Genomic DNA, 14,238 nt, shown 5'->3' with positions numbered 1-14,238 from the left:
GGGCCGCGAAGCGGATTTTCCGGCGGAGCGGGCAGAGGGCAGGGAAATGTGCGACTCCGGAATGCGCGAGGCGTCGTCGCGTCTCTCGGCGGGGGTGGGTGGCACGACGATTCGGTGGCCCGGCTTTGATCTCATCGGGGTGGCCGATGGGCGAATACCCTCTCCAACTGGGGGAACTCCGCTCTTTCGGCGGGGAGCCGAGTGTCGTATGTTGCTCACCTTCTTCGCGTCCGCATTCGGCGGATCTCGATGATCCGAAGGGAGTGAGCATCGTGTTTTACGCGCGAGTAGCCGAAAGGGAATCCGTGTCGCGGCCGGAGCGGTCCGCCAAGGACGAGACGAGCGCGGGGGGACTCTTCTTCCAGATCTGTTCCTGGTGCCGCACCACGACCTTCCGGCGGCTCCTCTGCCCGGCCTGCTGGTCCCCCGACCTGGTGGCGGCGCGCAGCGAGGGCCTGGGCGTCGTGGCACCCCGCCGTTACGGCCCCACGACACAGGGAACTGTGTGGCCCGTACGCATGGCGGAAGGGTTCGTCGTGCGCTGCCGGGTCGACGGCCCGCCGTACGCGGTGCGCCCAGGGGCCCGGGTCCGGCTGGCCGGGCCGACCGCCACGGCCACCGGCCGCGATGCCCGCATCGTCAGCGGTGAGCCCGTGGTCCGGCTGTGCGAGGAGGCTCCCCTGGACGGATGGATCCGCGGCGCGGGTTGAGCCGCCGCCCGGGCGGGTCCACCCTGGATGAGGAGACCGGGGGCTGGTCGCGGCGCGGGACGGCAGGTTCGGTCATGACACGGACGGACGGTACGGGCGGCACCGACGGGGCAGATGCGTGGTCCCCGGCCATGGTGTGCCTCGACGCGCGAGGCGCGGTGACTGCCTGGACCCAGGGCGCCGAGTCCCTCCTCGGCCACCGATCGGAAGGGATCGTCGGGCACCGATGGCGCGACATCTTCGATGGGCCCGCGCCGGACTCGCTGAGCCGGGCCCTCGCGACCGGCGGGCACGAGTGGCAGGGGCGCGCTGCCCTGCGGCACCGCGACGGGCGGCGCGTGGAGGCCGACGTACACGCCACACCCCTGCGGGGCGCGGCCGGCGGGACGACGTGGGTGCTGCTGCTCGCCGCCCCGGGTGCGGATGACCGGCCCACGGGCCGGAGCGCGAAGCTCATGGGCTGGGCCCTCGACCAACTACCGCTAGCCCTTGGTGTGTTCGACCAGGACAACCACATGGTGGCCGCCAACGACGAGGCGTGCCGGGCCATGGCCGTCCGGGCGGAGGACGCCGTCGGCCACCGACTCGGCGAGGTCGGCTCCGCCCCGCCCTACCGTCGCCTGGAACAACTTACGGCCGAGGTGCTGCGCACCGGGGAAGCCGTCAGGGTACGGATCTCCGACCGTGTCCCGGAGGTCGGCCGAAGGCGCGTCTACTCCAACTTCGTCTACCCGCTCAGAGACGCCGACGGCCGGGTACGCGGCACGTCCATCGCGGCCCTCGACATCACCGAACAGGATCTCGCCCGGCGCAGACTGGCCCTGATGAGCGCCGCCGGGGAGGGCGTGGGCACCACCCTGGACCTCATCCGGACCGCCCAGGAACTGGCCGACGTGGCCACCGAGCGGTTCGCCGACTACGTGGGTGTCGACCTGCTCGACTCCGTGCTGCGCGGTCTCCCTCCGGAACCGGTGGGCAGCGGCGCCACCGCGACGTACTACCGGATCGCCCAGCAGTCGGTCCTCACGGGCCACCCGGAGTCGGCGATCTCCACGGGGGAGGCGGACTTCATCGCCGAGGACTCGCCCATGGAGCTGGCCCTGCGCACCGGGCGCGCCCTGCGGCACCGGATCAAGGACCCGGACATGGCGCGGTGGCTGGCCCGGGAACCGGCCCGCGCCGAGCGCGCCCGGGCTCACGGGATCCACTCCTACCTCGTCGCACCGCTGCTCGCCCGGGGCACCACCCTCGGTCTGGTGATCTTCATGCGGCACCGCACCCCCGAGCCGTTCGACATGGACGACCTGTACCTGGCCGGCGAACTCGCCGCCCGGGCGGCCCTGGCCATCGACAACGCACGCCAGTACACGCTCCAGCGCAACACCGCCCTCAGTCTCCAGCACAGCCTGCTGCCCCGGCACACGCCCCCGCAGGCGGCCGTGGACGTCGCCTTCCGGTACCTGCCGGGCAGCGCCGAGGGCGGGGTGAGCGGCGACTGGTACGACGTGATCCCGCTGCCCGGCGCACGGGTCGCCCTGGTCGTGGGCGATGTCGTCGGCCACGGCGTGCACGCCTCCGCCGCCATGGGGCGACTGCGCACCGCGGTGCGCACCCTGGCCGGCCTGGACCTCCCGCCCGACGAACTCCTCACGCACCTCGACGACCTCGTGGTGCGGGTGGAGCGCGAACCGCCTGGGGAAACGGGACGCCAGGCGCAGTCCGAGGGGCCAGGGGCCGGCGAGGTGGGAGCCACCTGCCTCTACGCCGTCTACGATCCGATCGCCCGCACCTGCGCGATGGCCCGTGCCGGGCACCCCGGACCCGCCGTGCTCCGCCCCGACGGCTTCCTCTCCTTCCCCGAACTGCCGTCCGGGCCTCCCCTCGGCCAGGGCGGTCTGCCGTTCGAGGCGGCGGTACTCGACCTGCCCCCGGGCAGCGTTCTCGCCCTCTACACCAAGGGCCTTGTCCAGGGCGCGGACCCGGATACCGGGTTCGCCCCGCTCCGACGCGCGCTGGCCGAACCGGCCGAATCGCTGGAGGAGGTCTGCGACGCCGTCCTGGACGCCTCCCGCGCCGGCCCGCCCGGGGACGACATCGCCCTGCTCGTCGCCCGGACTCGCGTGCTCGACGACTCCCAGGTGGTCACCTGGGACATCGCCCCCGACCCGGTCGAGGTCTCGCGGGTCCGGAAGCTGGTCACCGAGCGACTCGGCCTCTGGGGGCTAAAGGAGACGGCCTTCGTCACCGAACTGCTGGTCAGCGAACTGGTCACCAACGCCATCCGTTACGGGTGCCCGCCCATCAGCCTGCGCCTCATCCGCGACGGCGGTCTGGTGTGCGAGGTCTCCGACGCGAGCAGCACCGCCCCGTACTTGCGCCGGGCTCGTACGTACGACGAGGGAGGCCGCGGCCTGCTGCTCGTCGCCCAGCTCAGCGAACGCTGGGGGACCCGCCATGCGGCGGACGGCAAGACGATCTGGGCGGAACAGCGGCTGGCCGCCGAGCCATGAGCATGCGGCATGGAGCACGCTTCGTGCCGCGTGCTCCATGTGAGAAGCCGCGCCCCGGCCTTGCGGGGAGAGGGGAACGGATCGCGAGGAGGCGGCGCGACATACGTTCCGAGCCGGGCGGCGGCTCTGGCTAGACGGCCCTCGCCGAGCGGGCGGCCCAGCGGCCACCGCGACGCTCGACGTCGACGGGCCGGCCGAAGCAGGCCGTCAAGCGTGCGCCGGTGAGCACGTGGTCGACCGTGCCGCTGGCCTGCACCCGGCCGTCGCACAGCAGCAGCGCATGGCTCGTGCTGCTCGGCAGCTCCTCCAGGTAGTGGGTGACCGTCACGGTCACCAACGACGGCCGGTTCCAGGCCAGTTCCCGTATCGGGTCGATCACGTCCTCCCGCGACGGCAGGTCGAGCGCGTTGTACGGCTCGTCGAGCAGGAGCAACGCCGGATCGCCCATCAGAGCGCGCGCGACCAGGATGCGGGCCCGTTGGCATCGCCGCGACCCGCACGAAATCGTCCTCGCGCAGCGTCATCCGGGGGTGGTCGCGCAGCACGGACAGGACCGGTTCCGCGTCGTTCTTGCTGATTGCGGCCACCAGCACGCCCTGCGAGCCGATCTGTTTGACGACGTTCTGGAAGGCGCGGAACGCCTCACCGCGGTAGCTGTCGGCGACCTCGATGCCGAGCGGCCCGTCCTCGCCGAGGATCCCGCCCCACACCGTCTCGTCCAGGTCGAGGGCGAGGACCTTCTTGGCCCGCCCGGTGAGCGCGCGGCCCAGGTGCCCCACCTCGCGGGCGTAGGCGGAGAGGAGGGCGGGCGAGAGGTGCGCCTTGGTGTACACGCTGAGGCGGTCGTCGCCCGCCGGGACGCCCTCGGCGAGCAGCGGATCGAGGTCGAGGGTGACGACCGAGCCGAACCGGTCGCCCAGGCAGAGGAGTTCGGCGTTGAAGCGCCGCCAGGCCGCGCCGAGCGCCGCACGCGAGCGATAGTCGAGCAGCTGCCCGGTGATCCGGACGGGCAGCGGCAGGGTGTTGAGGACGAGCGTGCCGTGTCCCGCTCCGTCGAACGTGGCCGCGAGCCTGCGCAGCAGCGCCAGCTTCTCCGCGAGGACCCGCTCGGCGTCCGCGACCCGCCAGGGCGCCGTCAGCTCGTCCAGGACTACGGTCGGGTCCAGGACACACAGCACGGCGTCGGGCTTCGCCTCGTACACGGCGCTCTGCGCGTCGCCGAGGTCGAACACCCAGGAGTCGAAGTCCGAGAGCGTGGCGTCGAGCAGCATGCCGTGCCGTGCCAGCTCCGCGGTCAGGGCCGGCACCAGGGGCACCAGCGTGCCGTGCCCGGTGACGGCGACGCGGAACACGGCCGTCTGCGGGTGGCGTTGCGTGACCCGCTCAGTGTCGAGCCGCGCGAGCAGATGCCCGGCCTGCGTGAAGTCGGCGCCGGACAGCTCGGTCACCAGGGCGCGGACCTCGGGGTAGCGTTCGGTCAGCTCACCGGCGCGGTGCAGCGCCATCAGGCGCTCCTTGGGTGTGGCGTCCGGCGCCGCGCTGCCGTGGGACGCGTCGCCGTGGGAGGCACTGTCGTGGGACGTGGTGGTGACGGTCATCGGTCAGACCCCTTCCAGGGCGAAGCCCGCCTTGATCCACTTGCTGGACTCGATGGAGATGCCGACGGCGCGCTCTTTGGGGCCGATCCGCCCGAGCGCGCGCTCCAGTTGGAAGAAGACGACGCCGTTGCCGATGTTGCCGGTCTCGGCCACGCAGCTGACCTGCTGCCCGGCGAGCCCGAGACGCTCGAAGATCTGCGTGGTCATCCGGCCCGACAGCTGGGGCGGCAGCACATAGTCGACGTCTTCGCCGCGCCAGCCCAGGTCGTCGAGGAGTTCGTGGAGCACGTCCTGGGACATCACGGGCACGAGTTCCTCGATGGCCTTGTAGTCCTCGGCCGCCGCCGGCCCCTTGCCGGGCCGCTCCACGGGCCCGTACCACTCCAGCGTCGCGCCGGGCGCCCGGCCGAGGCCCACGAGCCGGGTGAACACCGAGCGCAGCGCGGCCGAGCCGGGCGCCGGGTCCACGGAGAGCACCGCCGCGCCGGCGCCGTCACCGAACAGGACGAAGTTGACGAGTTCGGCCGGCGGCAGCTTCCGCAGGTCCGCGTTCACGTCGTAGAACGGGGCGACGACGTCGCCGCCGATGACCAGCGCGGTGCGGTGGCGGCCGTTCAGCAGGATCTGCCGTGCCAGGTCGAGGGCCTGCACCGCACCCGAACATCCCGACTGCAGCTGATAGCTGGGCACCTGGTCGATGCCGAGCCGGTCGGCGACCACGTTGACGGTGGCGGGCATCAGGGCGTCGGGCGTACTGGTGGCCATCACCAGCAGGTCGATGTCCCCGGCGCGCAACGCGGCACGCTCCAGCGCGACGCGGGCGGCCGCCGTGCCGAGATCGGCCAGCGTATGGCCGATGACACCGGTCTCCAGGTCGACGGCCAGGTGGCGGCTGCGGGTTCCGATGAAGGCGTCGACCCACTGCTCCCACAGTGGTTCCATCTTGAAGCGCCGGGCGAGTGCGGCGTTGTCCACGGCGGGGCCCGGCAGCGCGGAGCCCGCGGACAGGAGGTGTATCTCGGGCGTGTCCATCCTCAGTTCCTTCCGGTCCTTTCGGGGGAGGGGCCGCCGGGGGCGGCCGCCGGCGCGGAGCTCACCCGCACAGCCGCCAGCGCGCGTCGGCGGGAGCGCCTTCCACGCCCGTGTTGCGCCACTCCCGCTTGCCGGTCTTGCCCTGGTAGACCCCGTCGAGACCGACCGCCCGGTACCCCACCCAGCGGGTGTTCTTGACATCGTTGAAGTCGACCCAGCCCTCGGCGTGGACCACCCCGTCGGGCAGGAACAGGTCCTCGGTGTAGTACGTGAGGACAGGGCCGCCCGGCCGGGTCTTCCGGATCTCGTAGCGGCCCATGAGAGTGCCCGCGTACGTGTCCTTCGCGTCGCGCAGCTCGTCGTGGTAGATGCCGATCTGGCCGACACGCGGCTCGGCGACGTCGACGTTCTGCAGGTTCTTGATCTGCGGCTCGCTCAGGACGCGGCTCACGCACGACTCCTTGTTCCCGGCGGGCTTGCCCGTGTGCGCGGTGGCGGAGGCGTCCGTGGTGTGGCCGGTGGCGGCGGACAGGCCGAGCAGCGCGGCGACGGAGGCGGTGACGGCGACGGAGCGCAGCAGGGACGTTCGGACGCTCATGGGGGACCTTTCGAAATCTCGGAGGTGCTCGGCTTCGGGAGAGCGGGGGCGGTGCGGTCGTGATGGCTGGCCCCGCCTAGCGGGCCATGACGATGCGGACGTCGGAGACCAGGGGCGTCGGCGTCATGTGAATGGCCCGGATGGCGGACCTGCCGAGGTACTCACCGGTGAGACCGACGCCCGGTACGGAGACCCAGGCGCCCGCGAACTCGGCGGTGATGTCGTTGAGACCGGTGAACCGCAGGGTGTGGCCGAGCAGCCGGACGTCCTCGGTGCGCACCGCGAACATGTGGCCGTCCGCGGGGCGCCGGTGCACGATCTCCAGGCGTCCGGCGACTGTGCCGATCAGAGTGCCGGACGCGTCGTAGATCTGGTCGTGGTAGTAGCGGACCTGGCCGAGGCGCGGCTGCGGGGAGAGCAGGCCGTGCCCGCCGCGCACCCGCTCGGTGAGGTGGTCGAGGTCTGCCCAGCCCCTGGCGTCCAGGTCCCCGAGCGCCTCGCTGCCGGGCTGTCCGGGGGCGGCGGCCGGAGCGCCCAGGTCGCCGACGCCGTCGAGGAACACCTTGGCCATCGAGGCGAGCAAGCCGTCCGTGGCGTGGTTCTCCTCCGTCGTCTCAGACATGTTCTCTCCTCACCAGGTCACGGGCAGGGCGACGACACCGTGCAGCCCGGCCGGATGCTTGAGCCGCAGTTCGTCGCGCGGTACCGCGAGGCGCAGCGTGGGGATCCGGGCGAAGATCGACGTCAGGGCGATCTCCATCTCGGTGCGCGCCAGGTTCTGGCCCAGACACTGGTGGATGCCGTAGCCGAAGGCGACATGGCGCCGGGCCGAGCGGTGCGGGTCGAAGGCGTCGGGGTCACCGAAGACCGCACGGTCGCGGTTGCTCGCGGCGACGGCGACGAGCACGCCGTCGCCGGCCGCGACCGGCTGTCCGGCGATCTCGGTGTCGCGGGTGGCGAAGCGCGACAGGCCGTCGGCGATCGACAGGAGGCGCAGCAACTCCTCCACCACGCCGGAGATCATCCCCGGATCAGCAGCCAAACCGGCCCGTACATCGGGGTGTTCGAGCACAGCGAGCACGCCGAGCGCGATGGCGTTGGCGGTCGTCTCGTGCCCGGCGACCAGGAGCAGCAGCGCGATCTCGGACAGGTCCTTGGGGTCGAGCTCGCCGGTCTCGACGTAGTCGGCGATCAGCTCGTCGAGGAGCCCGTCACCCGGGGCGCGGCGCTTGGTCTCGATGAGCTTCGCCAGATAGTCGCGGACCTTGGCGAAAGCGTCCGCGCTGTCCTCCAGGCTCGACTCGCCTTGGACGATCCGCCGCGACTGGTGCTCGAAGAAGGCGTGATCACCGTACGGCACACCCATCAGATGACAGATCGTCATCGAGGGCACCGGCAGCGCGAACTGGGGGACGAGATCGGCGGTGTCGCCGTCGGCGAGGATCGTGTCGAGCAGGCCGTCGACGATCTTCTGGATCCGCGGGCGCTGCGCCGCGATGCGCTCGACCGTGAAACTGCCCGTCAAGGTGCGGCGTTGAGCGGTGTGTTCCGGCGGATCCATGCCGAGAAAGTTGCGGATCTTCTTGGCCGCCTCGAAGCGGGGCGCGGTCGCGGGGAATCGAGGGTCGTCCCGGACGGACGAGAAGTCCTCGTGGCGGACCAGGACGTCACGTGCCGCGTCGTAGCCCGTCACGATCCACGCCGGACGCCCGTTGTAGAGCGTGACCTTCGAGACCGGCCCGTCGGCCCGCAGATCCGCATAGCCCGAGGGCTCCGCGAAGGGGCAGCCGCGGGTGGTGGGATAGGTCGGTTCAGTGGTGCCCGAGGTATTCGGCGAAAGCATCAGGGATTCTTCTCCTGCACCGCGGTCGTGGTGGCAATGGGCGCCATCGAATAACGGTCCCGGGCATCAGTCATCACTGACGGACAAAGCGCGCGCCGGACAGAGATCGACCGCTTCGAAAACCAGGTTGACTTCGTCCCTTTCAGGGGAGGCGTGGATGACCATCACGGATCCCGAGTCGGTCTGGTCGAAGATTTCGGGGGCTACCCCGGGATGAGAGTTACGGGACCATCGAGAGAGCCGTTTTTCATTAGGTTCTTTTAAGCCGTGCATCAGATGTACGTCACTTCCGGCGCCTACGTTTGTCTCCCTGGAGCGGCAGCGGAGGAAGGTGACGGCAATGGCGAAGGAAACGGACGGCGCGGCCTGGGTGAGGCGCTTCAAGCTCGCTCCGGGAGCGGACGTCCGCCTCGTCTGCTTTCCGCACGCCGGCGGCGCGGCGAGCTACTTCCACCCGCTCGCCAGGGAGCTGCGACCGGACGTCGAGGTGCTGTCCGTGCAGTATCCGGGGCGCCAGGACCGGCGCAGGGAACCGCCGTTGGAGGACATCGGGCAGCTCGCCGACCACATCGCGGCCGCGCTGCGCCCGACGCTCGACGAGGGGCCGACCGCCTTCCTGGGGCACAGCATGGGCGCCACCGTCGCCTTCGAGACCGTACGCCGCCTCGAACGCGCCGGTGCCGAAGGGCCCTGCCTGCTCTTCGCCTCGGGCAGACGCGCGCCAGGCATCCCCCGCGCGGAGCGCCTCCACCCGCTCGACGAGGCCGGCCTCCGCGCGGAACTGCGGGAGTTGAACGGCACGGGCGGCGCCTTCCTGGAGGACCCCGAGATGCTGCGCTCCGTGCTCCCCGCGCTGCGCGGCGACTACCGCGCCCTGGAGGCGTACGCCTGCACGCCCGCCGACGCCGCGGTGCGCACTCCGGTGACCGCGCTGGTCGGCGTCGACGATCCGCGGGTGAGCGTGGCCGACGCCCTCGCCTGGAGCCGCCACACCACAGGGGCGTTCTCGCTGCGTACGTTCGAGGGCGGACACTTCGGGTCCTCCTCGGCGAGCCGGCCGTGCAGCATCGCGATGCCGGCGTGGCCGAGGAGCTGGGAGGCGGGCTGCCAGCCCGGGAGCATCAGTGTGCCGGGGGCGTCGGCGAGGGAGCGGACGGCGGCCTCCGCCACCCGTTCCGGATCCCTGAGCAGCTCCGCGACCGTGACCGACGCCTGGAGGGCGGCCGGCACGGCAGCGGGCTCTCGGTGGTGGACGGCGACGTCCGAGGCGCGTGCCTCGCCCGCGTCGATCGCGCGGAGCGAACGCGCCCCGGCCCGGTGCGAGGTCATCGGCCGTGTCGCGTTCTGTCGAGGCGGAGGGCGAGGCCTTCCCTGGCCGCGGCGTGAGCCAGCAGCTCGTCCTCGCGCCGTGGTCCCAGCAGCCGATTGCAGTGCATATGGGCCAGGCTCATCGCCACCGAGGGGCGCTGGTCCCGGCCGGATTCCGTGGTGGACAGAGCCTTCCGCAGCGAGGCCAGCGACACGTCGCGCGCCTCCCAGAGGGCGCCCAGCGACGGCACCGCCCGCGCCCAGGCAGGGGGCACCACGGGGTGCCCCAGCTCGTCGAGGAACCCTGCGACCAGCCTTTTCTGTTCCCGTGTCACCTCCGTTCGCCGCTCCAGGAGCGCGGGATCACCGAGCCACGCCAGTGCCTCGTCAGCCGACCCGAGCCCGGTGAGCGCGGCGAGGACGCCCAGTGCCGCGGACATGGTGGCGGGCAGGGCCTCGGCCCTGTTCCGGGTGCCCCCCAGTTGAGCGACGACGGTCGCGCTGTCGGTGTGGAAGGCGCATTCGGCGAGCGCGATGGCGGACGGCCCGCCGTACCGCTCGATCTCGGGATCGTAAGTGTCCAGGATGAGCCGCCCCGCGAAGCCCGCCTTGCGCAACCGCTCCGTCCACCGGCGCAGTTCCGGCAGGAGCACGGACCACAGGCCTGTCGGTCTGCCGTGGAAGCGGATCCGCAGATGGGGGTCGGGGTCCGCGTACCGCAGGAAGAACCAGGAGTCGGTATCGGCCGCGTCCAGCAGACCGGGCTCGGTCAGCGCGCCCAAGTGCTCCGCCAGCAGACGCGGTTGAAGTTCCTCGGGAACGTACACCTTGGTGTAGAGCCACTCGCCGCCGGGGACGTGGGCCATCGCCGACCGCTCGGCGATCAGCTGGGGCGGCCGCACGCCATGCGGGCTCGCCGGCACAGACGCAGATGCGGGCGCCGCCTGCGCAACCGGCGTCTGCGCGGCCAGCGGCCGCGCCCGCGCCGCCTCCGACTGCCGGGAGCCCTTCCTGAAGACGGGAAAGACGAACTCGCAAGCGTGCGCACCGTCCGGCCCCACCAGCCAGCGCCGCCCGTGCGCGCCGCCGAACTGCTCCAGGACCGCGAGCCCCGGACCGCGCCGCAACTCGTCCTGGAACGCGAGGAGATGCAGCGGCTCCTCGAGGTCCACCGCGACACGGTTGTCCAGGCGGGCAAGCAGCACGTGCCGCGGCACGTCCCAGCGGCGCCGCCACCGCGCCACCTGTCCCCGCCAGGCCCGATCAGGCCGGCCGGCCGCCTCGGTCAGGGCACGGTCGGGGATCCAGCGGGCGGGGGACAGCACGCTTCTGCCGTAGGTCACGCGCGGTTGCGCGGGCGCGTCGGACCATTTGCCCCAGTTCCAGGGGGGACACCACTCCTGGCCCTCCTGGCCGAGCTCCAGCAGGAAGCGTGCCACGTGCGGTACATGACCGCTGAGCGGGTTGAGCATCGAGTACGACACCGGGCGAACCCGCCGCCCGGTGGAGATGTCGACCAGGTGGAGGCCTTCGAGGTCGGCGCCCACGGCCAGGCCCTCGAGGCGTAGATCGGTCACGCCTTCCGTCGCCGCGGGGCCCACGCCCAGCGGGATCCGGTGGTCGAGCCACTGGGGGACGAGGGCGACGTTCGCGGAGCGGATGGAGCGCGGCCGGTACGCGACGACCGCGGGCAGCGGGGGCAGCACGGCCGGCGCGGTACCGGGGGCGCCGGAATCGCCGGAGGCGCCCGCGGCACCGTCCGCGCCGGGGCCGGGCCCCGGCTGCTGCCCTCCGCGTACGACATCCCGCACACGTTCGGCCCCCTTCCCGAGCGCCCAGGCGAACCGACTGAAGGTCGCACCGGCCAGCGGGGACCCCGGGTTGGTGCCGAGCACCAGGCGGAACCGGCCGTCCCACAGATCCTGGACGCTCTTGGCGACGACTTCGGCGCCGAGTTCCAGGGAGGCGGGCGGCTGTCGGGGCTCCTCGCCGTCCGCCGGGGCCAGGGAGAGCGCACGCAGGGCCTCACCGTCGAGCGCCACTTCCGTGATCCTGCCCGCCCCGTCGGCGCCGCGCCGCGTGGCGGCGAGGAACACCTCGGCGAGGATCCGGTCGCGTCGCTGGGCCGCGGGGTGCGTCGCGGGCTCCGGTGGGGTCCTGCGCGTGTATGCCTCCGGAAGCCCCAGCCCCCGTGCCGGGTCGAGGAGTTCGAGCACCGGGATGAGCCGGTCGGTGCCGTACCGTTCGAGGAACCTGCCGTGGTACTCCCGCAGCGAGGGGCTGCCGGGCGGCATCAGCGAGGTCCGCCACAGCGCGGTGGCCGTCCGCTCCACCTCGTCCCGCACCGCGGTCGGCAGGATGAGGCGGGTGTCGAGGACCGTGTCGATCTGCACGACGTTCTCGCTGTCGTGGACCGCCCGCATGCGCTCGGTGACGGCGGCGAGAGCCGGGCCCCACGCGCCGCGCGGGGCCGAATCCAGCGCGTCCATCGCCGTACCGATCACCTTCAGGGCGCGCGGCACATCGTGGTCGACCCCGTCGACCCTGGCCCGCACATGGGCGAGGGGATCGGCGCAGTCGGGCGGCGGTGCGAGGTCGCTCAGCAGAAAGCCGCCCCTGACGAGCTGGGCGACGCACCGCTCCACCGCGCCGTCGGGGGCCTGCGGGAATTCGTCCGCGAGTCGCGCGACCAGGTCGGTCCGGGCGAGGGGCGCGGCGGCGATCTCCAGGGCGCGGCGGACCGGTGCGGTCAGCCGCACGGAGTGGGCGAGCCGCTTGGACCCCGTGTGGTCGTGGGCGTCGACGAGCATGAGACGTCCGTCGCGCTCCGTACACAGCTCGTTCGCGACGAGCCGGGTGCCGTCCGCGACCTCTGGCAGCTCGTCCAGCGTCCGCAGTACGCCCTCCAGCCAGGCGGCGTCGGGGCGGCTCACCGTGCGGTGCAGGCCCGAGCCGCTCAGCGACGGCGTGGCGCCGAACTCCGCGAGCGCGACACCGGCGAACAGCCCGAAAGGGGTGGGCCGGTAGGTCATGCGCAGGCGGTACTTGACCAGCGAGACCAGGACTCTGCGCAGCCGCTTCGTCTTGGCGGGACGGCCCTCGGACGCCTTGCGGGCCTCGCCCGCCAGGCTCGGGCTGGCGAGCTCCACCGCCGCGAGGAACGCCGGGTCGGAGACGAACTGTCCTATCCGGGCCCGCAGCCGGTCGGGCTCGTCCCAGACGTCCGCCTCGCAGGGGCAACGCGTGTCGCCCGACGCGGCGGAGCCCGCCCTGGCGGCCGCGGGAGCGGAGTGCGAGAGTTCGAGGTCGGCGGCGCTGTCTCGCGGGAGGGGAAGGAGCGCGGCCCGCAGCAGCGCCACGTCCGCGGTTTCGAAGTCGACGTCATCGCCTGTCATCAGGGGCCCGCACCTGTCCATCCGTCTCGTCCGGCGGCTCTATGAGCGTGAGGAATAACAGCCGCCTCTAAGCGCAGGATTAAGCACCTCTTACGGAAACGCCCTGCGCGGGATCCGTCTGCCCTGGTCGGCGCCGAGGCCCGGGCATGCAGCCCTGTCACCGATGAGGAGCGATGTTCCTCACCATCATCGACTTCGACGGGTGCCCCTGTAGAGTGAAGAACGCCTTTGACCTGCACAAAGCAGGCAGGGAGCCGTCTTACAGGAGCCCAACGTGCTGCGTACCATGTTCAAGTCCAAGATCCACCGCGCCACGGTCACCCAGGCAGACCTGCACTACGTGGGATCCGTGACCATCGACGCCGACCTGCTCGACGCCGCCGACCTGCTGCCCGGGGAGCTGGTGCACATCGTCGACGTCACCAACGGTGCCCGGCTGGAGACGTACGTCATCGAGGGTGAGCGCGGGTCCGGGGTCGTCGGGATCAACGGGGCGGCGGCCCACCTGGTCCACCCCGGCGACCTGGTGATCATCATCAGCTACGCTCAGGTCACCGACGCGGAGGCCCGGGAGCTGCGGCCCCGGGTCGTCCATGTCGACGCCGGCAACCGGATCGTCTCCCTCGGTTCCGACCCGTCCGAGCCGGTGCCGGGATCGGACCAGCAGCGCAGCCCTCAGGCCGTAGGGGCCTGAGGGGCGGAGGAAGGACCAGGAGCGTGCGTGCCCATGAGTGAGACCGAGATCCGCGACGACCGGGCGGCGGGCCGTCTGGAGGCCGTCACCGACGGTCAAGTCGTCGGCCGCATCGAGTACTTCGTGCTGGAGTCGCCCGCGCGCGCCCTGGTCCCCGTGCACACGATCGTCGAGCCCGCCCACCAGGGCCAGGGCATCGCCGGATCGCTCAGCCGCGAGCTGTACGCCCTCGCCGGGCGCGAAGGCGTACAGGTGGCGCCGCTGTGCTCCTACGTCGTGAACTGGGCGGAACAGCACCCGGAGGCCGCCCCGCCGGCCGGTCCGGGCCTGGTGTCGGCCGCCAAGGACTGGCTGCGCGCCCATCCGGAACGGTTCTGAGCGGACCGCAGGTCCGCGGGGCGGCCGGTGCCGCCGTCGGGTGAGTGGCCGCGCGGGCGTCGGGTAGGCGGGGGAGTAGTCCACAGGCCACCTGACGTGTCAGCGCGGAGGGCACCATGACGAACCCGCACCCCGACCCGGTCCCGCCCGGCCCGGTACCGGGTCCCGGGCC

The 14,238-nt window shown here is 72.2% G+C and carries 10 protein-coding genes and 2 pseudogenes; 5 read left to right on the top strand and 7 right to left on the bottom strand.

Annotation, left to right across the window (positions count from 1 at the left end; genetic code table 11):
* Positions 1-305 precede the first annotated feature (305 nt).
* Together IF37_RS0131415 and IF37_RS0131410 are read left to right on the top strand one after the other, a co-directional pair.
* Positions 306-710: a zinc ribbon domain-containing protein gene (locus IF37_RS0131415; RefSeq protein WP_037857467.1), complete on the top strand. Its 405-nt coding sequence runs from the start codon at positions 306-308 to the stop codon at positions 708-710.
* A gap of 74 nt (positions 711-784) precedes the next feature.
* A complete protein-coding gene (locus tag IF37_RS0131410; protein WP_253915904.1) occupies positions 785-3,220 on the top strand; it encodes a SpoIIE family protein phosphatase in 2,436 nt (811 codons plus the stop codon).
* A 130-nt stretch (positions 3,221-3,350) separates the two neighbouring features.
* On the opposite strand, the pseudogene IF37_RS46095 reads toward IF37_RS0131410, so the two are convergent.
* From IF37_RS46095 to IF37_RS45300, 6 genes and pseudogenes are all read right to left on the bottom strand, one after another.
* Positions 3,351-3,701: pseudogene (locus tag IF37_RS46095) on the bottom strand (ABC transporter ATP-binding protein); the annotation flags it as partial.
* A gap of 1,120 nt (positions 3,702-4,821) precedes the next feature.
* On the bottom strand, positions 4,822-5,850 hold the full coding sequence (locus IF37_RS0131395) for a 3-oxoacyl-ACP synthase III family protein (RefSeq protein ID WP_030750290.1): 1,029 nt from the start codon (positions 5,848-5,850) through the stop codon (positions 4,822-4,824).
* A gap of 61 nt (positions 5,851-5,911) precedes the next feature.
* Positions 5,912-6,448 carry a hypothetical protein gene (locus IF37_RS0131390; RefSeq protein ID WP_158727418.1) on the bottom strand — a complete coding sequence of 179 codons (537 nt, stop codon included), beginning with the start codon at positions 6,446-6,448 and terminating at the stop codon, positions 5,912-5,914.
* 76 nt (positions 6,449-6,524) lie between these two features.
* Positions 6,525-7,070 carry a hypothetical protein gene (locus IF37_RS0131385; RefSeq protein ID WP_030750286.1) on the bottom strand — a complete coding sequence of 182 codons (546 nt, stop codon included), beginning with the start codon at positions 7,068-7,070 and terminating at the stop codon, positions 6,525-6,527.
* A gap of 9 nt (positions 7,071-7,079) precedes the next feature.
* Complete coding sequence (locus IF37_RS0131380) at positions 7,080-8,291, bottom strand: cytochrome P450 (RefSeq protein WP_030750284.1); 1,212 nt, start codon at positions 8,289-8,291, stop codon at positions 7,080-7,082.
* Positions 8,292-8,357: 66 nt separating this feature from the next.
* Positions 8,358-8,675 carry a ferredoxin gene (locus IF37_RS45300; RefSeq protein WP_216725861.1) on the bottom strand — a complete coding sequence of 106 codons (318 nt, stop codon included), beginning with the start codon at positions 8,673-8,675 and terminating at the stop codon, positions 8,358-8,360.
* Between IF37_RS45300 and IF37_RS42790 the strand changes: the two are divergent.
* Positions 8,632-9,276 (top strand): annotated as a pseudogene (locus tag IF37_RS42790) (thioesterase II family protein); the annotation flags it as partial. The gene IF37_RS45300 and the pseudogene IF37_RS42790 sit on opposite strands and share 44 nt — an antisense overlap.
* 340 nt (positions 9,277-9,616) lie before the next feature.
* On the opposite strand, the gene IF37_RS0131370 reads toward IF37_RS42790, so the two are convergent.
* On the bottom strand, positions 9,617-12,994 hold the full coding sequence (locus tag IF37_RS0131370) for a lantibiotic dehydratase (protein WP_030750279.1): 3,378 nt from the start codon (positions 12,992-12,994) through the stop codon (positions 9,617-9,619).
* Positions 12,995-13,268: 274 nt separating this feature from the next.
* On the opposite strand from IF37_RS0131370, the gene panD reads away from it, so the two are divergent.
* Complete coding sequence (gene panD / locus IF37_RS0131365; RefSeq protein ID WP_030750277.1) at positions 13,269-13,688, top strand: aspartate 1-decarboxylase; 420 nt, start codon at positions 13,269-13,271, stop codon at positions 13,686-13,688.
* 33 nt (positions 13,689-13,721) lie between these two features.
* On the top strand, positions 13,722-14,066 hold the full coding sequence (locus IF37_RS0131360) for a GNAT family N-acetyltransferase (RefSeq protein WP_030750275.1): 345 nt from the start codon (positions 13,722-13,724) through the stop codon (positions 14,064-14,066).
* Positions 14,067-14,238: the final 172 nt, after the last annotated feature.

Source organism: Streptomyces sp. NRRL S-31, assembly GCF_000718775.1.
GTDB lineage: Bacteria > Actinomycetota > Actinomycetes > Streptomycetales > Streptomycetaceae > Streptomyces.
This window is presented reverse-complemented; position numbering and strand designations above follow the sequence as displayed.